We start from the raw sequence: 26,589 nt of genomic DNA, 5'->3' as shown, positions 1-26,589 counted from the left end.
GCCGCTGTTCGGTTTCGCTGCGGTTTGCGAGGACCCCTTCTATGGAAGGGGTCCTCCTTGCGCGAAGCGCCTGCCCAGCCGATCACTCGTTCTGAGCGAGCCGGTCGGTGCGGTGCATCGCAGGCGAGCGTGTCGTTCCGGTCCCAAATCAAACTGTCGGAAACGAATCTCATGGGCGGGTTTGGCACATGCTACCATTTCGAGAAACGAGCGAAAGGTGCGTCATGGCCACATTCAAGGAGTTCCTACGCGTTGCCGAGATAACGGTAAAGGACAAAACGTCGGGCAAACGCATGAAGGAGATTCGGCAGATTCTGCTGAAGCATCACGCCATGTCGGGGTTGACTCCCGAAAAAGCCGTGGCCATTCTTGAGGATCTCGGGCCGACGTACGTGAAGATCGGCCAGATCGCCTCGAATCGCAGCGACCTGCTTCCGAAGGGGTACTGCGACGCCTTCGAAAAGCTGCGTGCCGATGTGCCCCCGATGCCGTTCGACACCGTGATCGAGCGCATCGAGGCCTCTCTCGATGCGCCCTGGCAGGCGGCGTTCTCGTCGATTGCGAAAGAGCCGCTCGGATCGGCATCGATCGCGCAGGTTCACAAGGCGACCACCCACGACGGCACGGTCGTCGCCGTCAAGGTGCGCAGGCCGGGCATCGCACAGCAGATGGCCGAGGATATTACGCTCATGAAGCACCTGCTCGCCTTGGCGGAATTCTCGAATATCGCTCCGGACGGGCTCGTGCTCACGGCTGACGATCTGGTTTCCGAGCTGGAACGGACGACCGCCGAGGAGGTCGACTTCTCCATCGAGCTGGAGAACCTGAAGCGGTTCCATGAGGAAATCGAAGACCAGCGAGGGGTGACGAGCCCACTTCCTTTTCCCGAATACAGCTCCGATTCCATGCTCGTGATGGAGTTCGTTTCGGGAACGCTTCTCGATGACAAGAGCGCCCTCGAAGCTCAGGGGAAAGACCTGGCGGCGATCGGCGAGCGCCTGGCTCAAAGCTACGTGACGCAAGTGGTCGACGACGGGTTTTTCCATGCCGACCCCCATCCGGGCAACATCGTCATCAACGACGGCGGGATCGTATGGATCGACCTCGGCATGACCGGTTCGCTTACGGCGAACGAGCGCGCCATCGTCAGCAAGGTCTTTCGCGGGGTGGCAACAGGCGATCCGTACGCGCTCAAGGATGCGCTTCTGAGCTTGGCGAAAGCCGACGGGCCTGTCGATCACAGCATGTTGCTCGAGCAGATGAGCACCATGCTTGCCTCGTATGCGTCGACCGATCTGTCCGATATCAACATCGGTACGGCGTTCGTCGACGTGATCGAGATCCTGAGGACGCAGAACCTGACGCTTCCGCCTTCGTTTACGATGCTCGCGCGCGGGTTCTTGACGCTTGAGGGCGTGCTTACCGAAATAGCACCGTCGATCAACATCGTCGACATCGTATCGGTTCACGTGAAAAAGCAGATGAAGACGCTGTCCTACATTGAGGGGAAAGCCCAGGATCTGCTTTTGAACACGGCGGAGTCGGCTGAGGCTATGACCACGCTGCCGACACAGCTATCGCATACGCTCGATATGCTCGATCGCGGTCAGCTGAAGGTTTCTATGGACATGGATCTGCCGCGGGATATCAAAGGTGCAATCTACCAGGTGGCAAGCCTTCTTGCCCTCTCGCTGATATCGGCTGGCCTGTTCGTGGGTTCGAGCATCGTGTGCACGACGCCCATGCAGCCCCAGATCTTCGGTGTGCCGCTGCTCGGAGCCCTCGGCTACCTGGGCGCGTTCGTGCTCGGCGTGTACGTGATCGTGCGTGCCGTTTCGATCCGTCATCGACAGGTGAACGACGAGAAGATCAGGTAGGAGATAGCTAAGGCAATGCCGGGCGGAGCCTCGTGCGCCGCCGTCTTCCGTACTGCTTCCCAGAGGCTTTCCCGACGCTTCGCTTGCGGTCGACAGGGCCGCGCTGTTTATACCCTGACGTATGCGATTCTATTTTAGGAATGTATTCCCTATCAGGTAAAACGAGCTCAATTCACCGAGAAAACCTTGACATCTTTCGGGGGGGGGTATCATTGCAGACATAACCGATCGGGTTATATAGAAGACAAAAAGCACGAAACTGCTCCGCGGGTGGTTTCAGATATTGCGGGGAGCCATGCGCATGTGTGGTCATCCCGTTGTGGCGCAAAGCGGCCGGAATATTCTTCCGGCCGCTTGCCATATACGGGTGGTGGCTGCGGGCTATGAATCCCGGAAAGGAGCAAAGATGGATACTGTATCCAAGCAAGCCTCGAACGTTGCAAAGGAGGCGAGATCGAGAAAACTGCTTTCTGTCATCTTGACGTTCGTTTTGGCGACTACGTTGATGATCCCTCAGGTTGCATGGGCTGAGGAAGAGGGGGACGGTGGCCCGGGGGCGGCAACGAACGTCGCAAAGATCGGCGACAAGGAGTACGCTACGCTGCAGGCCGCAATCGACGATGCGGCATCGGGCGCAGAAATTGTTCTTATGGCTGATGCGACCGAAAGTGTGACGATTGCTGTCAACAAGGATGTGACGATCGATCTTGGTGCCCACAAGTTGACAAATGTTGACGGCAAGCACACCATCACCAATAGCGGTAAGCTGACTGTTAAGGGGTCAGGTACCGTCGACAATGTGTCTCACGCGAAGGCTGCTCTCGAAAACGTCGAAGGAGCTACCGCGGTTCTTAACGGCGGCATCTATACGCGAAGCATGGAGAACGGGCAGAGCTCAACTGACGCGGGTGGAAACTCGTTTTACGTTGTCCGCAACCATGGTGCGCTGACTATTAACGATGGCGTCGAGATTTCCCAAAACGGACATTATTCCAGCATGGTTGAAAACGGCTACCAGAACGCTTCGACTGAGAAGAAGGATTCCGAGAGCATACCTTCCTTGACCATTACTGGCGGTACGTTTGCTGGTGGGCTTAATACCATCAAGAACGACGATTGCGGTGTTCTTGAGATCACGGGTGGTACGTTCGAGAATGTGAGCCAGGCGGTGCTTCTCAACTGGAACGTCGCAAAAGTCTCGGGAGGCTCGTTCGCGGCTACCGAAAGCAGCCATGGCGTCATTCTCAACGGCATGAACCCGGGCGAAATCAATAAAGGCCAGTTGACTATCTCCGGGGGCATCTTCACGGCTGCGTCTGGCAAGGCTGTAATCTCCCAGATGGGCGGTAGCTCGGCCATTGGGGCGATCGCAATCACCGGGGGGTCTTTTTCGGCTAACGTGGATGACTTCTGCGAAGAGGGCTTCTCCTGTACGCTCGTTGACGGCGCGTACGTTGTGGGCGAGACTCCCGCACCCGTTGTTGCCAAGATTGGCGATGTCGAGTATGCGAGCCTGAAGGAGGCTGCCGAGCATGCGGTTGCCGGCGACGTCATCGAGCTTTTGGCCGATACCGAAAGCGAACCGGTCTCTTTCGCGGACAATGTGACGGTTGACCTTGGGGCGAAAACGCTTACGCTCGTTGGCGATGATGCCAAAACGGTCGATGGCTTGCTGTTTGCGGGCTCTGGCGATAACGTGCTCAAAAACGGTACCGTTCTCGATGCTCGCAGCAACGGGAACCAAACTGCTGGCTGGAAGACGGTTCACGTCTCCGGGTCGGCCAACCTTGCGACGGAAGACGTTGCCATTCAGGCGTACAACCCCGACACCGATGCAAACTATAACTACATCGTTTACGTCGGCGGCAAAGACGATAGTGCGGCGAAGGCGATTTCTCTCGGCGCGGGTACGAAGATTGAGAATCTTGAAAATTCGTCGAGCGAGAATACGACGTACGGAGCGGTTGGCGTTTCCCTCATCGGAACGACAGCGAACGCTTCTGCCGTTGCCAACAGGGTTTCGCTGACGGTTGCCGAAGGCGTTTCCATCGACACCATGGGTTACGCCATCGCCGGTAACGGAACGTATCATGGAACCGATATCGTAATCAACGGCGGTGATCTTACGAGCACCGCTTCGGCGGCGGTCTATCATCCGCAAGCAGGAACTCTGGTTCTGAACGGCGGTACGCTCGAGGGCACGACGGGCATCCAATTCTGCTCTGGCGAGGGCACCGTTAACACGAGCTTCGATTTCAACGGCGGCGTAGTCAAAGGCGTCGGCGAGGATGAGCGCCCCGGCAAAACGGGTGACGGCCTTGTCAGCGACGGTGCGGCTATTTCCCTTGTCAACCGCAGCTACCCTGGTGGAGCACCCTCTATCACGATAAGCGGTGGAGAATTCTCCTCGACCCACAACGATGCCGTTCTTGCCTACACGTGGTCTAAGGGGCAATCATCGGATTGGGCTGAAGCAGCCGAGAACATCTCGATTGCGGGCGGCACCTACTCGAGCGACGTATCCGCTTACGTTGCCGAAGGCCTCGCATGCTCGAAGATCGCCGATGGCGTGTACCAGGTCCAGAAGAAAATCGTGGACGAGGGAGGCAACGTCGAGGTTCAGGCCCCGATCGTTTCCGAAGACAACATTCCCGCCGATAAGCCCGGCGTGTCCGACGAGGAATCCCTCGGAACGATTGCGGGATCTCTCGGAGATGCCCTGAGTGGCGATGACGACCCAGCGCAAGAAGGCGTCATCGGCGGCAACAAGGTCGGTACCGATAAGGGTACTGCCATCAACGAGCTCGTCGCTCAGGCGAAGCAAGACGGAAGCGCCGTATCTGCGACCATGGTCGTCTCGTCGATGCCCGTCGACGAGACGTCGGCCGCCGGCGCAGATGAGATCAAGGCGGTTGTCGGCGACAATAGCGCCGTCTCCTTCTTCGACCTCGGCGTAAAGGTTGTCGTCGAGAAGAAGAGCGCAGATGGTTCCGGCAATGATTCGGTCGAAGCTGCGGTTGCCGAGACCGCTGCGCCGATTCCGTTCAAGATCAAGTTCGACGAGCTGGTCGGTAAAGACGTCAAGGTCGCCCGCTACCATGACGGCAAGGCGGAGCTTCTTGCCGAAGAGGATGTCTCCGTTGATTATGCTACGGGCGTTGTGACGTTCCACGGCGATAAGTTCTCCACCTATGCGGTCGCACTTGCCGATTCGCAGGTTACGGTGACCTTCGATTCCAAGGGCGGATCTGCTGTCGAAAAAGCCGAAATCGCCAAGGGCGATCTTGTTATTGAACCCGAAGCTCCCACGCGCGATGGTTATGATTTCGGTGGTTGGTATACCGATGAGACTTTCGCAACCGCATGGAGTTTTGCCTCCGATCGCGTTACGGGCGATATGACCCTCTACGCGAAATGGACTCAAAAGGCCACGCCCGACGTGCCTGCGGTTGCAACCCGTCTCGGTGGCGATGACCGATACAAGACCATGGCGCTTGTGTCGAAGGAGGCGTTCCCCGAGGACGGTTCCTGCGAGACCGTTATCATTGCGCGTGGGGACGATTTCCCCGATGCGCTTGCGGCAGCCGGTCTTGCGGGTCTGAAGGATGCTCAGGTGCTTCTTACCAACAGCGCTTACCTCACTGATGTCACGAAGGCCGAGATCGAGCGCCTCGGTGCCAAGAGCGCCATCGTGCTCGGCGACGAGAACGCCGTATCGAAAAAAGCTTTCGATGAGGTAAGCGGACTTGTGGCGAACGGTGCAACTCGCATTGGCGGTACTGACCGGTTTGACACGGCTCTTAAGATCTACAAGGCCGGGGGCGACGCATGGGGCGATGTGGCCATCGTGGCTCTTGGCACCAAGCCATCCGACGCGCTTTCGGCGTCGCCTATCGCCTATGCGAAGGGTGCGCCCATCTTCCTTGCAACCGCCGATGGCGGCCTTACGTCCGAGACGCTTGAGGCCATAAAAGCCGGAGGATTCGAAACCGTGCTCGTCATGGGTTCGGAAAACTCCGTCTCCGCTGCAGCCGAGAAAGCGCTTGAGGGAGTAGCGAAAACCGTTCGCTTCGACGGTGCCGATCGCTACGAAACATCGCAGCTCACGGCGGAATGGGCTCTCGAAAACGGTCTCGTGTGCAAGAACCCTGTTCTCACCATTGGATGGGACGATAAGTTCACCGATGCACTCGTGGCTTCGTCGCTCGGCGGCAAAAACGCCTCCCCGCTCTTGCTCATCAACGAGGGTGAAGCGATGAATTTGCAGATCGAAAAAGTGCTTGAGCCGAATAAGGCTGATATCGAGAAAGCCTACGTCATTGGCGACGAGAAGAGCGTGTCGGAGCAGCTCTTCGATGCCATCAAAAAGGCGCTCGCCTAAAAGCGAAGCGCCTTCGGAGGCTTAGTTGTTTCGGGACCCCTGCTCAGGTGGGGGTCCCGGTGTTTGCGGGGCCGTCGCCGCGAGCGCAACCTGCTCGATCGTAACGCTCGAAAGCAGCGATACGACCTGCTCCATGGTTGTTTGATAGAGGTCCAGCATCGATTGGGCTATCCGCTCTTCGGCGATCCCCGATACGTCGGGGGGCTGGGGCCTCTTTTCGATCGCGCAGACGATATCGTACACGGTCAGTTCGGAGGCGTCCTTTGCGAGCATGTAGCCACCGTGCTTTCCGAGCTTCGCCTTGAGGATCGACGCTTCCCGGAGCTGCGTTCCCAACTGGACGAGGAGGTTCTGCGGTATGCCCATCTCCTTTGATACCTCTCTCGAGGGGCGCAGCCCCCCTTTGGTGGCTATGTAGAGCACCATTCTCATGGCGTAATCAGTTGTGGCGTTGTTTTTCATCCGCTCCTCCTGCCTGTGCGCTGCCGTACTGCGCATTCGGTCGTACGCATTGCGGTTCAAGGTCGCCTTTGCATTGCGTGAATACTGCCATTACAACACGAAAGGAGCCGAAAAGCGCCAATTGTTACGAGGTGCAAATAAAACTTCCAAGCATATATATAAATTACTTGATGAGAAAACCGATTTGCCGCTCGGGTTTACCGCTGGAACTTTCTATGGTGGGCGATGGTGCATATTCTGCTGTGCTTGCCGACATCGACGATCACGCAGTTGGGATGAGCGGCGTCAGATGCCGGGCGCTCCAGGCGGTGCCAATGCGACGGGCGGCGGCAAGACGACCAAGTTCCTAGGATTGCGAACGGCGTAATGGCCGGCGCACCGTGCCTTCCGAGATGTTTTACGCCACAGAGCTTTAGATGCTGTCGGTTAGCGGTCTGATTTCCGAAAACCCTTGACATTTACTGGGGGGGGGTATCCTTGCAAGCATTAACTATGATCTAAATAGTTAGATAAGCGTTACACCAGCAAAACCGTCGAAAAGGCGGTGACGCAAAGCTATAGGGGCCCACCCGCGAAGGCGGCCAGCCAGTTGCAGGTCGATGGAAAGCGCATAGTGCTTCTCTTCCTATATCGAACTGAAGCGTTTGACGGCTGAATCCGCGGGATCGGCCGTTTTTGCGTTTTGGGATACGGGTGGATGGTCTGAAAGGAGTCGGGTATGGCGAAGACACAGCAAGTCTCTCCTGCGGCGAAGGAGGCGAAACCGAACCAGCTGCTGTCGCTTATCTTGGCTATTGTCTTGGCCGTAGGCTTGATGCCCGCGATGCCTTCGATCGCCTTTGGCGCCGAGGATTCCGTTCCTGTTGGGAATTTGACCTTGACGGGCGACGGCCTTGTTGCGGGCACCGATTACTCCTACGCCGATGGTGCTCTCACGATCCTGTCGAGCAAGGCGATGACGATTTCGGGGACGTCTTCGAATGATCGGATCGTAGTCGGCGACGCCGATGCGAACCTGACGCTCGAGGATCTGACGATAAACGCCTCGGAGTCTTCCGAAGCGGCGTTAACGTTGACCGCTGCAACGACGACGACGCTAACCCTGACGGGCGCAAGCAGCCTGAGCGCTGGCAATGGTGGTATTTCGGCTGCTGACGAGATTGCCGCTACGCTCGTCGTGACCGGGAACGGCTCGCTTGGCGCGGATGAGGAAGGCGATATTTCGTTGCCGGCAGGTACGCTTATCGTGCAGGGCGGACAGCTTTATTCAACGGGTATGAGCGCCCTATCTTGCGGCTCGCTTGACGTGCGAGGTGGATCGCTTACGGCGAGCGGTTGGTTCGCTACGGCTGGCACCGTTAGCGTAACGGGCGGTATTTTGACGTGCGACGTTCCGATCAACACGAATAGCGGTCTGGCTACGGTTGGCGGCCAAGGAACGTTCAATGGATTGACTTCGACTGAGGAGTTCGGGGGCGGTACGCTCACCGCATACGGGTCCCCCGACCTCAGCTCGTTGGCTGCAGGCACATCGACGCATGAGGACGGCAATACCTACCTTGATGTGAACATCCTCGGTCCTTTGGTTGTTCCGATGGGCAACAACGTCAAGATATCTTCGCCTGTTCAATATGAAGGCGACGATGGAAACGTTGGGACGTATCCCGTTTACGTGACGGTTATGGCACCGGTGACGGTGGAGGCCGGCACCACGCTTACGAACCAGGGGATGTTCTCCTTGGCTCCTGTTGCGCAAAATTCTCCGACACAGGGTGTGCTTTCTATTGCGGCTGGCGGCGAATTCATCAACGATACCGCAGGCTCGCTCCTTCTGCCAGCCAGCTCTGCCACCGTAGAGACGGTTGTCAACGGGGCTATCGACAATAGCGGCACGCTTACCAACAACGGCACGTTTGTCAATATGGTGGGCACGGTTGCCAACAAAGGCGCCATTGTCAACAACGCTTCAATGACCAACGAGGCCAGCGGTACTATCACGGCCGAAACCGATGCGACGTTCACGAACGCCTATGACGGGCAGCTCGTCAACAAGGGGACGATTGCCGGTACGATCGCCAATGAAGGCCTCATCAACAATACAGGTTCTATTTCAGGCGGCATTACCGGGAGCGGCACCGTTTCCGGTCTTGCGCTTACCGATGCGGATGGCGGCAATGTGGGCGGTACGACTATCGCCATGCTTGCGCCAATCGACGGTGTGAACGATACGCTGCAGCTCAAGGCTGAAGCGGTCGGTCTTGAGAACGCGGGGACCGTATCGTGGAAAATCGAAAGCGCCAGCCAGAGCCCCATGGCGTCCATCAGCGAAACTGGACTTGTAACTGCGCTGGGCCAGTACACGGGCCCGACGGGCGGTTCGAACAAAACGACCGCAACCGTTACGGCTTCGGTCGAAGCCGGGGGAGCGACCTACACCGCTTCGTGCGAGATCGACGTGACGCCGGTCACCACGGTTACCCTCAAGACTCCCGATGGAACCGTTATCGATACGCTGCAGGGTTCTCGGGGCTATGCGCTCGACGAGCCTGACAAGGCTGCAATCGAAGCCAAGACGGGTCTGAAGTTCGATGCCGACCAGTCGACGTCCGATTGGTATCGCAACGATCAAACAACTGACGGCAAAGATGTTGCATGGGATTTTGCCGAGCCTCTGACGGGCAATAGCTGGACTGTATACGCGAGGCTGTTCGCCGCCGTGTCATTCGACACCCAGGGCGGTTCACCCCATCCGGTCGATCAATCGATCCTGCAGGGCAAGGCGGCTTCTACGCCCGAGCAGCCCACTCGTGCTGGATTCCGGTTCGACGGTTGGTTTACCGAAGCTTCAGGCGGATCGACGTGGGATTTCTCGAATGCCATCAGTGCGAACCGCATGCTGTTCGCCCACTGGACGCAGCTGAGTGGCAAGACTATTACCTTTGACACCCAGGGCGGCTCGACTGTCTATGCGGGTGCAACCGATGACAGCGGGAAGGTATCGGCTCCCGCCGATCCTACGAAGACCGGCGGCTGGTCGTTTGCCGGATGGTACACCGCCGCTACCGATGGCGAGAAAGTCGATCTCTCCGTTAAGGTGTTCGACGGCAATACGACGCTGTATGCCCATTGGGATCCAGCGGTCGAGTTCGTTGCCAACAACGGCACCGATAATACGACCGTCGCCCGCGCCGCCGAGAACAGAGTGACAGCCCCTGCCGATCCGACTAAGGAAAACCTCACATTCGCCGGATGGTTCACCGACGACGGCGCGTTCGCCAACCCGTGGACTTCGGGCAGCGTGGTGGACGCCAACACGGTCGTCTATGCGAAGTGGACCGCTGCGGTCGTCTTCGACGTGCAGGGCGGCTCTGCCGTAACCGCACAGACCGTGCAGGAGGGCAAAGGCATCGGCGCCTATATGGCTCCGACCAAGGAAAACCTCGCATTCGCCGGTTGGTACAAGGATGTCGGGCGCACCGAGCTCTACCTTGCGGCCGACGTCGATGTGAGTGCGGCTCCGGCCATCGTCGAAAACACGACGCTGTATGCCAAGTGGATGGCAACGGTCACCTACAGTAAGAACTGCGACGATTCCGTCGATGGACTGCCCGACGCGGCAACTGTTGGCGAAGGCGCAACCGTCGCCGAGGCACCTGCTGCCCCTACGCGAGCGGGCTATGTGTTCGACGGCTGGTTCACCGATACTGCTTGCACGACTCCTTTCGTGTTCGCAGAGGATGACACCGCGACGATTGTTAGCGCGGATACCGCGCTCTACGCCAAGTGGACGCAGGCGTTCAGCGTGACGTTCGATTCCGTCGGCGGCACGGCCGCTTCTGGCTCTTCTCTTGCCACCCAGGTGGTGCGCACGGGTGAGCAGGCCACTGCTCCGGTTGTCGAGAAGGCCGGTTACGAGCTCCTCGGCTGGTTCGCTGGCGATTCCGAGACGGCGTTCGATTTCAGTATGCCGATCACTGCGAACACGGCTCTGAAGGCTCATTGGAAAGACCTCAGCATCTGGACCGTCGCGTTCGACGCTGTTGGCGGCAGCCTTCCTGATTCGCTCAAAACGCCGCTGACGGTGACGAAGGGCGATAAGATGACCGCTCCGGCCGATGCGCCGACGCGCGGCACCGGCTACACGTTCAAGGGCTGGTACACCGCCAAGACAGACGGCGAGAAGTGGGATTTCGCGAAAACCGCAGTAGTCGGCGACATGACGCTGTACGCCCGCTGGGGTGTTGAAGTAAAATTCATCGACAGCAAGGATATCGGCGGTATGCCGCTTCAGACCGAGCAGGTCGACTACAGTACGGCAGTAACCGCTCCTTCGGATCAAACGAAGACAGGCTACTCCTTTACTGGCTGGTATTCCGATTCCTCCTGCGCGACCCCTTACGTATTCACGACTCCGGTTACCCGTCCGATTTCGATCTACGCGGGTTGGACGGAGAACCGTCCTACCTCCGTCGAGATCGACGGCTCGAATAGCGTCGATGCAGGCGAGACAACGGCGCTTACTGCAACGGTCAAGGCGAGTGGCAGCCAAACGCTGCTCGACAAGTACAACGCCGTCACGTGGACGAGCTCCGATGATGCCGTTGCGACGGTTTCGGACGAGGGTGTCGTGACCGGCGTCAAGGCGGGTACGGCAACGATCACCGCTACGGTAGCGGAGCGGAGTTCTGTTTCCAGCACGTTCGAAATGACCGTGACGGTTCCCGTGCCGCAGTCGATCGCCGTTACGCCGAACGCCAAATCGCTGAAGGTTGGCGAAGAGGTTGCGCTCAGCGCGGCGGTTTCGCCGAGCCAGGCATCTCAGGGCGTCACGTGGTCTTCGAGCGCTACGGATGTCGCTACCGTCGACGCTTCAACCGGCGTGGTTAAGGCCATCAAAGCCGGAAAGGCTACCATCACCGCGACCTCGACCGAAAACGGCGGCATTACGGGAACCAGCACCGTTTCGGTAGTTGAAGAGCCCGTTACCGGCATAACGCTCGACAAGGCCGACCACACGTTCGTTCTCGACGGCTCCGACGGCGAAGCAGACCTTGCGCTCGCTGCGACCGTTGCTCCGGCAAATGCGACCAATAAGAACGTGACTTGGAAATCCTCCGACGAAAAGGTTGCCACGGTTGCTGACGGTGTTGTCACATGCGTCGGCGTCGGCACCGCTACCATAACCGCTGCGTCGGCAGCCGATTCCACCATCACAGTCGTCTGCGAGATCACGGTGAAGAAGCCCGACGCCACCGGTGTCACGGTTACTCCTAAAACACAGGAAATCGTCCTCGGCACAACGGCTCAGCCCGTCAGGCTTGCGGCAACCGTCGCTCCCGAAAAAGCCGATCAGGCGGTAACGTGGGAATCGACTGAACCGCTTATCGCTTCGGTCGATAGCGAGGGCAACGTGACGGGCCACAAAGCAGGTGTGGCTATCATCACCGCGAAAACGGTGATCGGCAACGTAGCCGGTGGCTGTACGGTAACCGTCAAGCGCCCCGTTCCGGCCGGCCTTGCTCTCTCGGAAACAAGCAAGACGGTCAAGATCGGCGCTAACGTTACGCTCAGTGCGACGGTTTTGCCCGCGGAAGCCAACCAGGCGGTAACGTGGAAGAGTTCCGACGAGAGCGTGGCTACGGTAAGCGCCGGCACGGTAACCGCGCTCGCCCCTGGCGAAGCGACCATCACTGCGACATCGGTTGCAGATTCGACCAAGAGCGCAACCTGCACTATTACGGTCTCGCATCCCGATCCCTTGGCGATTCAGGGATTGCCGGCAACGCTTTCCCTGGAGACGGGCGATAGCCAGATCATGCTTGCAACGATCGCCCCTGCGGGCGCGCTCCAGAGCATCGATTGGGAAACGTCCGACGAGACGGTAGCCACAGTGGCTGGCGGCAGGATCTCGGGCATTTCCGAAGGTACTGCAACGATAACCGCCAAGGCTTCCGCTTTGCCGAGCGTCCAGGCAACCATATTCGTCACCGTGACCAAGGCGACTCCCGATGTTGTCCCTGTCGAGTCCGTCACCCTCGATCAGGCGAAGCTCACGCTGGGTATCGGGNGCCTCTCGGCCGACGCGCTGGCCGCCATCGAGGCGGGCGGCTTCGAGACCGTGCTCGTCATGGGTTCGGAGAACTCCGTCTCCAAGGCCACGGAGAAGGCGCTCTCGGGCGTGGCGAAGACTGTGCGCTTCTCGGGCTCCGACCGCTACGAGACCTCGCGCCTCGTCGCGGCGTGGGCGCTGAAAAACGGTATGACCTGCAAGAACGTTTCGATAGCCGCCGGCTACGGCGACAAGTACACCGACGCGCTCGTGGCGTCGTCGCTCGGCGGCAGGAACGCCTCGCCGCTGCTGCTCTGCCCCGAGGCCGGCGAGGGCGTCGACCTCATCGCGAGCGAGGTGCTCGCCCCGAACAAGGGCGACGTCGAGAGGGCCTACGTACTCGGCGACGAGAAGAGTCTCTCCGGCTCGGTGCTCTCGGTGTTGGAGACGGCCATCAAGTAAGAACGGGTCGCTTCTGCAGGACTCGACGGCAATGGGCCCCCGCTTCGACGGGGGCCCAGCCGTTCATTAAGTTCGAGTGATTCCTATGAGGCTTTTCAGTACGTTGCCTGCTACAGAGTTTTGCAGTAAGTAAGCGCTTCTTGGGCGGCTGTTCTTCCCGAGTTGACGTTGTTTGCGTTTGCTGATGCAGGAACCATGACCGTATAGGTTTCTTTATATAATTCGCATCCATCGGCACCCACGGCCCAGAGACCGGAGATTGGCTTGTAGTCTTTGTCGACAACCTCGAAACGTCTATTAGTTCGTATGCCGCCCATTGTCGTGAAATAGAAAAGCCCTTGCTTGAATGCCCAGTATGGTCCTTCATCCATCGTTTGCATCATTGATTGATCCTTGGCGAAATCGTCATCGTTTCCCTTCTCGCAGAGATCGTTGTATCTTTCGAGTTCGCTGGATAGTATTTCTGGGTCGACTTCAATGGCGTCAGCAAGTTCTTCGATCGTATTTGTTTTGTAGGCTTTCGCTCCGATGGATAATGCATCTTCGGCTGCATCAACTATTCCTGGGGAGCTGTTTTCGTCGAGCCAAGCAAGGCATTTTTCATTGATGATTGCATAGGATTTCTGTTGGGAAAGAACGCAGTTTGCGGCATAAGCAAAGTTTTTCGCTGCGCAGTTCTCGTCGGTATACCGCTTTCCGTTTTCATTTACAAACATGAACGGCCCGCCGCTGTGAACCCCCATGGCTCCGAGCGCTGTTTCGAAGCCGTAGCCTTCGCAGCCCGGCTCTCTCATGATGCAGTGCGACATTCGAGTGTCGACTCCTCCGACTGAAACCGCCATGTCGAGCCCGTCTCCGTTATGGTTAGGGAATCCCTTTCGTGCGATGCTCTTTACGTCGACGCCTAGTTCGGCGAGCAGCTCATCGTTGTCTGCGTATCCTCCAGAAGCAAGAATTACCGCTTTGCAATTGATCTGGATGTATGATCCATCAGCTGTTTCGGCATATATGCCTGCAACCGAACCATCCTCCATGATCAGTTTTCGACCCCTTGTTTCGAGAAGTATTTCAACACCTTGCTTTTCGGCAGATTCCAGCATGGGAGTGATGAAGTTATACGGATCTTCATCGGCATACCAATGAAATCCATCAAGGTGCCCTTGGCCTCGATAGTTATCGACCGCTCCGAATTTTACCCCCTGCTTCATAAGCCAATCGATGTTGTCGGCAGATGCGGAAACCATGTCTTTCCAGAAGAGGGCATTCGTTCTGTGGTTGAAGAACTCGAGTTCCTTTGTGATGACGTCTTCGAAAGAGAAGTCTATTCCCAATTCCTTTTGTAGGGACGATCCGCAAGCAAAAATACCTTCAGTCCCTTGCCCGTTTCCTCCAACAACAGAATTGGCTTCCAAAAGAATAACGGTACTGTTTCCTTCTGATGCTGATACTGCTGCCGTAAGTCCAGACATACCCGCACCGACGATGACTATGTCGGCCTCCTTCGTGGCTGTGGCGGCAATTTCGTCTGATGTTTCTTCCGTGATCGAACCGTCTGCCTGTGCGCCATTACCGCTTGAGCAGCCTGTTATCCCCGTCAGCGTGATTGCCGCACCTGCCGTAGCTGCTCCAGCGATGAACTTTCTCCGTGTGATATTCATGAATCCTCCGATTCCCTCGGTTGGCTGCTAATGTCGATAGATGATGGGGGCGAGGGGGATGTGCGCATCGATGGAATTGATCGGATTGGGAAAACGGCTATCAGGTAAAATCATTGATTTTAGGTTTAGGCTGATTAGAGCGGCGGCTGTTAGTGATGTGCTGGTTTTCGGGCGTGTACAATATCGAGTACAACTTTGTTTTCCGAAGGCCGCGAGGGAGGCGTCCACGAAATAATGCTGCTGATCCATGCAAAAAAACTGAGTTTTAGCTTCTATGGTTACGGATTTCTGTGGACTTGCGGCTTCCTATTCTTTTTTCTGAGCCAGTCGGATTCATCGGCAGAGTTCGTTGCTGTGAAGGATTTCCTCTATCTGGGCTCAATTCTCTGTACGTCGTTGGTGGTCATTGCGTGGTATGGAAAACCAGCCAAAGGCTTTCCTCGAATTAAGGCTGCGAAGATCGGTAGCGTCCTTCTTTGCATGGGTGCGCTGCTTGCGAGCGCAGCAAATCTTTTAGGCGATGAAGCGACGGTCGTAGAGGCGGCAAGCAGAGTGTTGGCGGGCGCCGGACAGAGCCTTTCGTGGGTCGCTTGGGCGGAGGTGCTATCGCGACGAGAAGTCGAAGAGGTCGAGTATGCGTTTCTCAGTTGGCTGCCCATGTTAATCGTTACGTTTCTTGCAGTTGTGGTATTGAAGCTGGTTTTCGTGGTTTCTCCAGCATTGCTGTATTGCCTGATTGCGTTGCTGCCCGTGGGGTCGTTTCTTTGTTTTCGAGCATTGGCTTCTGAGGTTTCTGACTCTGCGGCGTTGGCTGACCGTAGCGAAAGCAAGGGGGAGAGAATCGGTAAGCTGGGAAGCAGGGGCAGCGGCTTCGGGGCATCTGGGAGTGCGGGCTTCGATGAGGGGTGGACGAAAAGGCAATGTAGCCAGGTAATGAGGATGTTCATCAGTCTCGGATGCATTTTCGTAATCATCTCTTTTGTGTGGAACGCGTTTCTCTCCCAGGGCTTTCAGGAATTTGAACTGCTCATAGTAGCCTTTTTAGGAGCCGCTTTTCGGCTTTAGCGATTACGTGGTATTCGCTGAGGACTACGAGTCGGTTTGGACTTCCGACCCTATATCGATGGGCTCTTCCGGTTATGGTTCTCGGGATAGCGCTGAGTATTTTTCCGGGGACATATTCGATGTTTTCAGCATATCTATGTTTGGCGGCGACGAACATCGCATTCGATTTGATGGCTAAACTGTTCTTCGTCCATACCGCGCAGCGTTTGCCCCATTGGTCGCTGGTCATTGCGAGCATCGGATTCGCTATCGAAGCTGTTGGGGGAATGGCGGGTCCTTTTCTGTGGCAGATAACGCAATACTATTTTGGCCAGCTTGAATACACTGCGATAATGATTACTGCGCTCGTGGTATTCGTGTTCATCGTCTCTGCATCTTTGGATGGGAGATTCATGGTGGAGGCTCCGCTATCCACCGAGTTCGATGACAGAATGGCCGGTAATAAATCTGAGAGAGTTGATGATTCTGCCGCTTTGGCAGACAAGTGCAAACTCGCGTGCGAACGATACGGGCTTTCAGCGAGAGAGCAGGACGTGTTGTTGCTATTGATCCAAGGGAGAAGCAGGACATACATCAGAGAAGAGCTCTACATCTCCAAAGGAACCGTCGATACGCACATTCATCACATCTATACCAAGGTAGGCGTTCGATCAAAGGATGAGCTTATGAAATTGGTGCTCGATGATACGATGGACGATGGCTATCAATAGCGGACGTTTGCTTGCCTTTCGGTGCAACCCATGCTAGCGACCAATCATTTGCAATGGCTGGTTTTCCTATGGGAAGTTCAGAAGAAGTGTCCGATTTGCGTATACTGTCTATTCTGATCTGAATTTAAAACAGTGAAACGATGATCGAAAAACGTTGAGGAAAACATGACTCAGACAGACTCCTCGGCGGATAGCCAAATGCTGCTTGCCGTCCCGACGAAGGCAGCCCGTAAGGCTGCCGCTTCTACGGTTGCGGCTCTGCTGTCGCGAACCGATTGCGCCGATATCGTGCGCGTCGGCATTCCCCGCGCTCTGCTGTACTATCGGTACGGCGTTTTGTGGACGACGTTCTTCGAGCAGCTCGGCCGCGAGGTGGTGGTGAGCGACATCTCCGATAAGGATACGTTCGATGCAGGGGAGCGCATTTCGGTCGACGAGTGCTGCCTGGCCTCGAAGCTCTATCTCGGGCACGTGCAAAGCCTCATCGGTGCGTGCGATGCGGTGTTCGTTCCCAGTTTGGCGAACAAGGGGCACCGCAAGGGCTTCTGCACGAAGTACCAGTCGCTTCCCGATCTGGTGGCGAACACGTTTTACGATAGGGAGCTGCGCATCGTGTCCCTTCTGGTCAACGAAACCGAAGAGAAAATCGATGAGAAGAGCGCGTTTATCGCCCTTGGGCAGCGGTTCGGGGTGAGTGCCGCCGATGCGAAACGGGCCTATCGGGCTGCCTTTTCCGCTCAGCAGCGCGCCGATCGCGTTGCCGCCCGCGCCCAGGAGCGCCTGATGGCGAGGTTGGATCAAGAGCGCAAGCATGCGCAAGACCAAAAACCCGATCGGGATCGAACGGTTGAGCAAGCGCCCGCTTCGGCTCCGCGGTCGGGCGCGCCGTCGATGGAGCCGCCGATTGACGGGCAGCTGGTTGCCGCCCGACCGTCGCAGGTGCGGCACGAGGCGCCGCTTGCGATTCTGCTCGTCGCCCATCCATACGTTGCCCATGACCCGTTTGTGAACGGCGGCGTTGTCGATGTGCTCGAAAGCATGGGCGCGAGCGTTCTGTATGCCGATCAAACCGATCACGGGAAGGCGCTGCACGAAAGCTTCGAATTCTCCGAAACGCTTCCGTGGATCGTCAACCGCGAGCTGGTGGGATCGGTCACGCTTTTGCATGCCCATGTGGACGGGATCGTCCTTGTGAGCGCGTTTCCCTGCGGACCCGACTCCATGACCAACGATGCCGTAGCCCGTTGCATTCAGGGAAAGCCGATCCTTTCGCTTATCGTCGATGCGCAAAGCGGTACCGCCGGACTCGAAACGCGCATCGAGAGCTTCATCGATATTTTGCGCTATCAGCAGAGGGGAGGGTATCTCCATGGCTGACGACGAGCAAAGCGGCGCTTCCTCAGACCTTGCGGCCAGCATAGCCGATACGGAAGGCGGGACGGGGTGCGGCACGAAAGGCGATGCGAGAGGCGATGTCCTTATGGCCGACGCGGAAGGCGACCTGGGAGGCACCCCTATAGCCGACACGGAAGGCGACTCCTCGGCGGCCGATGGCGAAAAGGGCGGCATCGGCCTGGACGATGGCCGACAAGGAGGCGCTTCGTTTGCATCTGGCGGTCGCCGCGAATCGCGCGAGGATGCCGTCGGATCGGTGCGCGACGGCGACGCCGACGTCCGCAATGCGCGCATCTGGCTGCAGCTCGATAAGCTGCGCCCACCAAAGCTCGTCGAGCCGCGCAAGCGCAAGAAGAAGGATCGCCATGCGCGCACGCGCGTCGCGTTCTTCCGCTACAGTTACTACGATATCGCGTTCAAGTACTTCGTCGAACAGGTGCTCGATGCCGATTTCGTCTCACTGCCCGAGCCGACCAAGCGCACCCTCGAACGGGGTACGCTCAACAGCAACGATTTCGTCTGCGCACCCTTCAAGCACATCCTCGGCGATTTCATCGATGCGCTTGAATCGGGCGCCGATGTGATCGTGCAGTTCGCAGGGCCTTGCAGGCTCGGATACTACGGCGAGTTGCAAGAATCGATCCTGCGCGATATGGGCTACGAGTTCGAGATGCTCAACTTCGCCACGTTGACGGGCAAGCCTTTGGCCGACTACATCGGCGTGTGCAAGAAGAAGGTCAACCCCGACCTGTCGGTTCCGCACGGTGTGCGCGGCATGCTTGCGGTATTCAAGATGATCGAATGCCTTGACGAAGCGAACGACTACTACCTGGCCAATGCGGGATTCGAGGTCGAGGCGGGGTCGTTCGATCGGGCTCTTTCAGCCTATCATGGCGCAATGCGAGCCGCGGTAACCGAGCGCGATATCGCCGATGCGCAGCGAAACGGCCTCGAGGCTATGAAGGCGCTGCCGACCGCGAAACCCGTCGATCCTGTGCGGGTGGGCATCGTCGGAGAGTATTTTACGGCAGCCGATGCGACGAGCAACCTCGGTGTAGAGCGCAAGCTTCTGACCATGGGGGTCGAGTTGCACCGCATGCTCAACATGACCAACCGCAATCTCCGCTACAACGAGAAGAACCTGCGCGCCGGCATTTCCGACTATGTGAAGTTCGACATGGGGCCGACGTCCAGCATGACCATCGCTGCGGCGAAGCGCTACGTTGACGAGGGGTTCGACGGCGTCGTTCACCTGAAATCGTCGGGGTGCACGCCCGAGATCGACTGCGTTCCCGTATTGCAGCGCATCAGCCGCGAAGCTTCGGTTCCGATGCTGTTTTTGAGCTACGACTCTCAAACGAGCGATACGGGGCTCGATACGCGTCTCGAGGCGTTTTACGACATGATTGCACGAAGGAAGAAGGTTCTCCTGTGACCGAAGCGTATCTCGGTATCGATACCGGCTCGATTTCTACGAAAGGCGTCGTCATCGATGAAGATCGAACGATCGTCGCCCGATCGTACCTGTGGACCGAAGGCAATCCCATGCAGGCCGCGCGCCGCGTGATCGAGGATCTGGGAAGCCAAATCGACCATGGGGCGGTGCAGGTTCAGGCGGTGGGGACCACGGGCAGCGCCCGGCGGCTCGTCGGTGCCATGACCGATGCCGCCGTGGTGAAAAACGAGATCACCACGCATGCGGTGGGCACGACCTACCTCCATCCCGACGTGCGCACCATCTTCGAGATCGGCGGGCAGGATTCCAAGATCATCTGCGTCGAGGGCGGCATCGCGGTGGACTACGCGATGAACACGCTGTGCGCTGCGGGAACGGGTGCCTTCCTTTCAAGCCAAGCCCACCGCCTCGGCCTCGAGGTCGAACAGTTCGGTGACATCGCGCTCGCATCGAAGCGCCCGGCCAACATCGCTGCGCGCTGTACGGTGTTCGCGGAATCGGACTTGGTGCACAAGATCCAGATGGGGTACTCGCGCGAGGATATCGTTGCGGGGCTGTGCAAAGCGGTCGCATCGAACTACCTCAACAACGTCGGCAAGGGGAAGAAGGTTGCAGCGCCCGTGGTGTTCCAGGGCGGTGTGAGTAAAAACGCCGGCGTGGTGCGGGCGTTCGAGGACGCGCTCGGCATGGAGGTGCTCGTGGATGCGGACGGCCACCTCATGGGCGCGTTCGGAGCCGCACTGCTCGCCGCCGACGCTGCTCCGACGGCAGCGACGAAACCGTTCGATTTCGATGTGGCCGAATTCGAGTTCAAGACGCGCGAGATCGAGTGCGGCAAATGCACGAACCACTGCGAGATCATCTGCGTGTACCGCGATGGCGAGATCATCGATGCTTGGGGCAACCGCTGCGAGAAGGGCGCGGTTAAGACAGCACGGTAAGCCGGTGTTCGCTCTCGCTGGTCGCGCCTCGCTTTGCTTGCCAACCGTGAGCCGCCAACCGCGAGCCGCCAACCGCGAGCCGCCAACCGTTGACTGCTGACTGCCGGCCGCCAATCGCGAACCGCCAATCGCCAGCTGCTAAGGTTGCCGCGCTTGTCGGGCGAGCCTTCGGGCGGATGCGATGTCCGCCAACCGCCTTCGTGCGACAAAAAACAACGTGTCTGCATCGTTTCTGCCTGCAAAACTGCAGGTCGCAATCAAGAACGATAACGAATGCGATAAAAAAACGTCGCACGGAGGGCCTTCGCGGACATCGGATTGCTTCCAGCTTCGGTCTTCGCCGGTCCGACGGCGTTCCGATCGGGACTTAGGCTGCGGAAGCGGTCTTTGAGGGTATGCGGAGCCGTCCCTCGTGCAAAACGTGGTACCATGCGCCTAACAATTATATTGGCATTGATGGTTGCGCCGGGCGCGGCGCGGGTGCCCTCGAGAGGGATGCACTTGGGGAAATGCGGGTGAGAATCCTGCGCTATACCAGTAACCGTAAACGCTGATGAGCGGATGAACTGCAGGCGTGCGGTCCGCTCAGATGAGGCGAAGTCGGAATACCCATCCATCGCATTGAGCCCTGGAAGAGAGGTACCGACTATGATCGGCCCCATTTCTGCGTGCTTCCGCGCGCATGCTGACAGCTTGCAGAGCGTCAGCGGATCGCCTGACGGCGCTTTGGCGCTGCAGCGAGAAAAAACCCTGTTCAAAAAGATGTTCAACCTGTTTTTAACCTGCGTTTTAACGCTGTCGCTCGTGCCGAGTGCGGCGTGGGCCGAAGATGGCGAGAGGGCGTCGGCGGATGGTGCGCTTTCGGGATTTGCGGCTGCTGACCCAGCGGCTGCTTCAAACTATGGCGGCGAGGGCGCAAGCGGAAACGAAGATGGAGCTTCATCGGGGGGTCCTTCGACCTCGGAAAGCGGTTCGGGGGGCGACGTCTCTGGCGATGCGAGCGGACAAGGCTCCTCCGCCGATTTAGGGGCGGGCGCGAGCCAGGCGGGTGCCAGCCAATCGGATGCCAGCCAAGCGGGTGCCAGCCGGGCGGATGCCGAGGAAAACGCAGGCTTTGCGCCCGATTCCGATAATCGGGCGGGTCTCGACAGCGAAGAGGGGTTGGCAGGCGGAAGATCCGACGATAGCGTGGCACCTTCAGCACCTTTAGCGCCTTCGGCGACTCCTGACGTTGAAGCAAGCGCGTCGGATGCGAATGCTATGCATGTGCGGGCGGCGTCTGCGCTGGATTCCGATGGGTGCATCTGGATCGAAAAAAGCAAGGGCAGCGGATGGGGCTATGAGTCGGATCAGGCGAAAGGCGATGTGCAGGCGGGAACCACTCTCTGGGCGAATCACTACGACTACGATGAGTACTGCGTGGACGCTGCGTTTACCTATCAGTGGTATTCGGGTGCGACGAAAAGCGTCAAGCTTGCCGACTACGCACCCATCGACGGGGCGACGTCCCAGAGCCTCACCATCGATTCGGATTTTGCAAAAGCGCATGATGGAGAGTACTTGCTCGTCCAAGTGAGCGACGACAAGACGACGCTCACCGGTCCAACAAGCGCCTATTACCTGGCGCAGGTTGCAGGTACGGTGAAGGTCGCTTCGGTAGATTTTACGAACGGCGGCGTCCAATACCTTATGGGAGGCTCGACTCTTGAAGCGCGCGTCTATCCGAGTACGGCAGAACCGATCTATACTTGGGAAAAATCAACCTCGAAAACAGGCCCGTTCGAAGTTATCGACGGGGCGACGGATGCGACGCTCGAACTCACTGAAGACCTGGTGGGATACTTTCTTCGTGTAACGGCGGCAACCGGCTCGACTTCGAAGCAGAAAACAACTGGCTATGCCGTCGCTCCTCGGGGTTCATGGCTTATCGACGAGGTAAGGCTCACCGATACGATCGGTGCATATGCTGGCACGACGTTGACGGCCCAAGCTTACGGGCGCAATGCCGAAAACGTTTCGAAAATCGCCATCGGCAAAGATGATGCAGTATTCACGTGGCAGTATGCCGATTCGGATGGATACGGAGCGACGTGGTCAGACATTCCCGGGGCGTCGGGTCGCGGGTTGGATTCGTATACGGTCGATGAAGCCTATGCCGGCAAGTACATTCGCGTGCGAGCTGACGCCAATATCGAAAGTTGGGTCAAAGCGTCAAGCGCGTTCGGCCCCATCAAGGCGATTCCGCAGCTTGCATCGATCGATCTTGCGGCTAACGGCAAGGCGATCGATTACGTTGTTGCAGGCGATGCGGTTGCGGCAACGGTGCTCGACGAGGATGGCCGCGCCGTCGCCGATAATCTCACCTATACGTGGGAGAGCTCCTCATCCGAGGACGGCCCCTTCGCGCCTATCGCTGGTGCAGCCGGTGCGAGCTACGCGGTTCCCGAAGATGCGGCGGACAGCTACGTTCGCCTGACGGCGGCGGGGATAGGCGAGGGCAACGCCGTTGAGCGGACGTTTGCGATCCATGCGCCCGATTCGCTCGAAGCTGTGGCGAACGCACTCATCGGATACGTTCCCGTGCCTAACTCCGATGAGGATACCAGCCTTGCGGTTATGATCGAGAAGAAGATCGCCGATCTGGGCTTCGAGGGCGTATCCGTTTCGCTTGCCTCGACTAGCGACGAGAATATCGTTGCAGCCGATGGCGTCATAACCGGGTGGTACTATGCCGACCCGTCTTCGGTAGGGAAAGGCGATCAGCGCTACGGCAGCGCGGTCGTGTCGTTCTCTCTGTCGAAAAACGGTGACTCGATCGCGTTTGTCCCCGGAGGCAATGGCGTGGTGAAGATCGGCTGGGATCGTGCGCGTGTGCGCGATGCCATCGCGCACGATATCCAGCCTCAAGTTGAGCTGGCGGATTACCTGAACAAGGTCGATACGGGACTCGATGAGGTGACGAAGTTCACGCAGGATCTGCCGACATCGGCGGGTTGGGCAAACGTTGCCTGGGAATCATCGAAGGAATCGCTCGTTGAGATCACCGACGATCCCTATGCGTTGGTGAATCAGCTGGAGCGCAAAAAGCTCGCCGAGGATGCTCCTGTAACCATCACGGCGGTTTTTGCGCCTGCGTTCGCCGATGCCGACGGCTCGCTCATTACGTCCGAGAAATCGTTTGATTGCATCGTCAAAAAGTTCATCGATGTCAGCAGCCTTACCTCGAACGACCTCAAGATGTTGCTCGAGAAGAGCTACACCATCGGCAAGCTCACCGATTTCGCCACCGGCGAACCGATCGACCCTGCGGCGGTGGACGGTGATGTCCAGCTGCCGATTCCACGCGATCTGTTTGTCGAGGCGCATGAGCTGTCGGTATCGGTGGCGAGCTCGGATGAGAACGTTGTCAAGGTAAACGGCTACCGGGCATACATTTACCGCCCGATTGACGGGCAAGATCGCGACGTAACGCTTACGGTTACGCTTGCCCGCAAAGATAAAACTACCGTTAAGGCGTCTATCGCGATCGATTTGACGGTAAGGGCGCTCGACCTTGCCGATGTCGACGCCGAGATCGTGCTTATGGAAGACGTGAAAGCATCGTATGCGGATGGGATCAAAGGCGAGAACACGAGCATCGGCTCCATAGCGAAGAACATGGAATCGTTCCTAGAGGTTTACCGCGACGAAGCGACGGGCGATCTGGTTTGGGTACGCGATCGTGCCGATACCGCCGATCACGGCATCGTACCCGACGAGCTTGACGGCTGGTACGACTCGCAGATGTGGCGATGCTTCCGCTCGTCGGACGCATCGACCGTTTCCCATGAGAACCTGCTTGTTTCGCAGCCTGCGTACAATACCGAAGTTACCGTCACGAGTGTGCTGACGAGCGAGGAATACGGTAAATACTACGAACTCTACAAGGACGATCCCTCTGTTTCCGATGAACTCAAGGCGAAGCTCGCGAGTTTGTATCGGCAGCCGGTATCGCATACGTTCACCGTTCTTGGTGCGAGCGGGCAGGATGATCCTGCGGGCGACAAGGATACGCTGAACGTTTCCGCTTCCATAACCGGGGCGACAGGGCACGATGCCGACGGATCGTACCTGTCGGAAACGTGGGTACCTCGCAGCAGGGTTACCGTCGAAAAGGGCCAGAACATAACTGCTTGGGATTGCTTTGCCCGGCTGCTCGACGAAAACGGTTTCGACTATACGACGGGAAGCGGGCTCAACCCGTATAGCATTACCACGCCCGAAGGCCGGACGCTCACGACGGTGCGCCAAGGAAGCGTGAAGAACAGCTATTGGGCGTTCTTCATCAACGGCGTGTATGCGGATGTCGGCACGCGGGCCTACGAGGTGCGCGACGGCGACCTCGTCGAGCTTCGCTATCTCGACAGTACCGGTTCGTACGAAGCCGATCCCGATGCCGTCGATGCAGATCCGAATGCAGCGCATCCCGATCTCGAATCGGCGTGGTCGGGACACGCCAACGGTGGTTCGGGCGCGCTTGTCGAAAACGTCGAGACGCCGGTTGGGGTCGTGGAATCAAAATCGCATTCGCTCTTGACCGAAGCGGAGCGCAGGGCGGGTGCCGAGGCGTTCGCCTCCGATCCTCTCATCATCGGCGGTATGCTCTACATCGTATCGGGGTCGAAGACCATCGATCCGAACACGGGAAAGGCCCGCTGGAGCAAGGCGCGCTTATCGGTTATCGACCCCGCAACGAACAATGCGGTCGATACCGTCGAGCTTGCAACCACCATGGATGCGACCTGTCGCCCTGCCTATGCCGACGGCATCATCGTGATACCGCTTTCCGGCGGGTACCTGCAAGCGCTTTCTGCCGCTACGCGCAACACGATGTGGGCGACGGTTCCCACGCAGGGTTCCCAGTCGGTATCTACGCTGACGATAGCCGACGGGTGCGTGTACGCATCAACGGTCGACGAGCTTTCCTCGGGGGATGATCGAGCGACCAAAGGCACGCTGTACTGCTACGATCTGTATACGGGCGACCGAATCGGCAAAGCGGTGAACGAGTCGGCGGGATATTACTGGACGGGCGGCGTCAAGGTGGGCGATTACTTTATCGTGCCCGACGATGCCGGCAACGTGACGGCTTACACGGCGGATCTGAAACAGCGGGTGTCCTCGGTTCACGTCGATGCGGCCGGCATCCGATCTTCGCTGATCGTCGACGGGGATACGATATACGCCGTGTCGAAGGGCGGCGTTCTCTACCGCCTTGCCCTCAGAGACGCGGGCGCTTCCGCACGTTCTGTCGGCGAGGATTTTGCGGTGCAGTTGGTTCAAACGGGCGAGGGCCTGCGGTTTGCGCAGAGCAGCACATCGACGCCGACGATCGGCAACGGCATGCTGTTTGTCGGCGGGCTGGCCGATGATGGAACCGGTTCGCTTTCGGTTATCGGCTTGGATGAATGGTCGGTTCTCTCGACCGTATCGGGATTGACGGCAACCTCGGGTTCAACGGATCCGTCGGTGCAGTGCGCACCGCTCGTCTCGGTGCGCGATGGCGGCACGTACGTGTACTTCACGAGTAATCGCAAGCCCGGCGGCGTGTATCTGTACAAGGTCGGCGATGAAACGTGCCGCGAATTCTTCGTTCCCGATGAGGGCAGCCAGGATTACTGCATTTCTTCGATCGTATGCGGTCCCGACGGAACGCTGTACTACACGAACGATTCGGGGACGCTTTTCGCGTTGAGGTCGACTTCGGGCGATCCGGGCGATCCGAAGCCGACCGACCCCGCAGAGCCGACCTCTCCAAACGGCTCCGGCGATAACCAGGGCGGTTCGGGCAACGAAAGCGGTGCGATCGGTTTCAACGCCTTGCTCGAGGCTGGGGCGGCGCTACCGTTCGGATCGTCTTTTTCTGGGGAACCTGCGGACAAGGAGAAGCCTGTCGGGTCCGCTTCGGAGAGGAACCCGACGGACGGTACGACGACGGTAGAAGGCGGGACGGATGGGCGGGCCGATGAGGCGACCTTCCCCGACAGCGGACTGAACTGGTTGGCTGTCGTAGGCGTTGCCGTGGGGCTTGCGGCTCTCGGCGGCGTCCTCGTCTACTCGCTATGGCCCCGCCGCAGGCAGATGCTGCGGTAGT

The 26,589-nt window shown here is 58.2% G+C and carries 11 protein-coding genes and 2 riboswitches; of the genes, 9 read left to right on the top strand and 2 right to left on the bottom strand.

From position 1 onward, the window contains the following. The first annotated feature begins 224 nt into the window (after positions 1-224). Both C1722_RS11070 and C1722_RS11065 read left to right on the top strand, forming a co-directional pair. Entirely contained in the window at positions 225-1,877 is a 1,653-nt protein-coding gene (locus C1722_RS11070) for an ABC1 kinase family protein (RefSeq protein ID WP_102379286.1), read from the top strand. A 406-nt stretch (positions 1,878-2,283) separates the two neighbouring features. Beyond that, on the top strand, positions 2,284-6,258 hold the full coding sequence (locus C1722_RS11065) for a cell wall-binding repeat-containing protein (RefSeq protein ID WP_180995163.1): 3,975 nt from the start codon (positions 2,284-2,286) through the stop codon (positions 6,256-6,258). Positions 6,259-6,279: 21 nt separating this feature from the next. Here C1722_RS11065 and C1722_RS11060 read toward each other — a convergent pair whose 3' ends face one another. After that, positions 6,280-6,720 carry an RrF2 family transcriptional regulator gene (locus C1722_RS11060; RefSeq protein WP_180995162.1) on the bottom strand — a complete coding sequence of 147 codons (441 nt, stop codon included), beginning with the start codon at positions 6,718-6,720 and terminating at the stop codon, positions 6,280-6,282. Between the two features lie 513 nt (positions 6,721-7,233). Further along, positions 7,234-7,317: riboswitch (cyclic di-GMP riboswitch) on the top strand. Between the two features lie 121 nt (positions 7,318-7,438). On the opposite strand from C1722_RS11060, the gene C1722_RS17445 reads away from it, so the two are divergent. Beyond that, positions 7,439-13,231 carry an InlB B-repeat-containing protein gene (locus C1722_RS17445; RefSeq protein ID WP_102379283.1) on the top strand — a complete coding sequence of 1,931 codons (5,793 nt, stop codon included), beginning with the start codon at positions 7,439-7,441 and terminating at the stop codon, positions 13,229-13,231. Between the two features lie 110 nt (positions 13,232-13,341). Here C1722_RS17445 and C1722_RS11050 read toward each other — a convergent pair whose 3' ends face one another. Beyond that, positions 13,342-14,889, bottom strand: a complete 1,548-nt coding sequence (locus tag C1722_RS11050) for an FAD-dependent oxidoreductase (RefSeq protein WP_102379282.1) — start codon at positions 14,887-14,889, stop codon at positions 13,342-13,344. 234 nt (positions 14,890-15,123) lie between these two features. On the opposite strand from C1722_RS11050, the gene C1722_RS11045 reads away from it, so the two are divergent. The 6 genes from C1722_RS11045 to C1722_RS11015 all read left to right on the top strand — a co-directional run bounded on the left by C1722_RS11045 (position 15,124) and on the right by C1722_RS11015 (position 26,588). Next, on the top strand, positions 15,124-15,954 hold the full coding sequence (locus tag C1722_RS11045; protein WP_102379281.1) for a hypothetical protein: 831 nt from the start codon (positions 15,124-15,126) through the stop codon (positions 15,952-15,954). A 74-nt stretch (positions 15,955-16,028) separates the two neighbouring features. Continuing rightward, the gene (locus C1722_RS11040) at positions 16,029-16,664 is read left to right on the top strand and encodes a helix-turn-helix transcriptional regulator (RefSeq protein WP_102379280.1); all 636 of its coding nucleotides are present in this window, start codon (positions 16,029-16,031) and stop codon (positions 16,662-16,664) included. 165 nt (positions 16,665-16,829) lie between these two features. Continuing rightward, a complete protein-coding gene (locus C1722_RS11035) occupies positions 16,830-18,041 on the top strand; it encodes an acyl-CoA dehydratase activase-related protein (protein WP_244902533.1) in 1,212 nt (403 codons plus the stop codon). Beyond that, positions 18,034-19,494: a 2-hydroxyacyl-CoA dehydratase gene (locus C1722_RS11030; RefSeq protein ID WP_244902532.1), complete on the top strand. Its 1,461-nt coding sequence runs from the start codon at positions 18,034-18,036 to the stop codon at positions 19,492-19,494. The genes C1722_RS11035 and C1722_RS11030 overlap by 8 nt, the downstream gene beginning before the upstream one ends. Further along, entirely contained in the window at positions 19,491-20,456 is a 966-nt protein-coding gene (locus tag C1722_RS11025) for an acyl-CoA dehydratase activase (RefSeq protein ID WP_102379278.1), read from the top strand. The genes C1722_RS11030 and C1722_RS11025 overlap by 4 nt, the downstream gene beginning before the upstream one ends. Before the next feature lie 489 nt (positions 20,457-20,945). After that, a riboswitch (adenosylcobalamin-variant (AdoCbl-variant) riboswitch) is annotated at positions 20,946-21,075 on the top strand. A 29-nt stretch (positions 21,076-21,104) separates the two neighbouring features. Beyond that, the gene (locus C1722_RS11015) at positions 21,105-26,588 is read left to right on the top strand and encodes a DUF4430 domain-containing protein (protein ID WP_102379276.1); all 5,484 of its coding nucleotides are present in this window, start codon (positions 21,105-21,107) and stop codon (positions 26,586-26,588) included. Position 26,589 lies beyond the last annotated feature (1 nt).

Origin of the sequence: Raoultibacter timonensis, assembly GCF_900240215.1 — a bacterium.
GTDB lineage: Bacteria > Actinomycetota > Coriobacteriia > Coriobacteriales > Eggerthellaceae > Raoultibacter > Raoultibacter timonensis.
The sequence above is the reverse complement of the archived record's forward strand: the minus strand, read 5'-3'. Positions and strand labels throughout refer to the sequence as shown.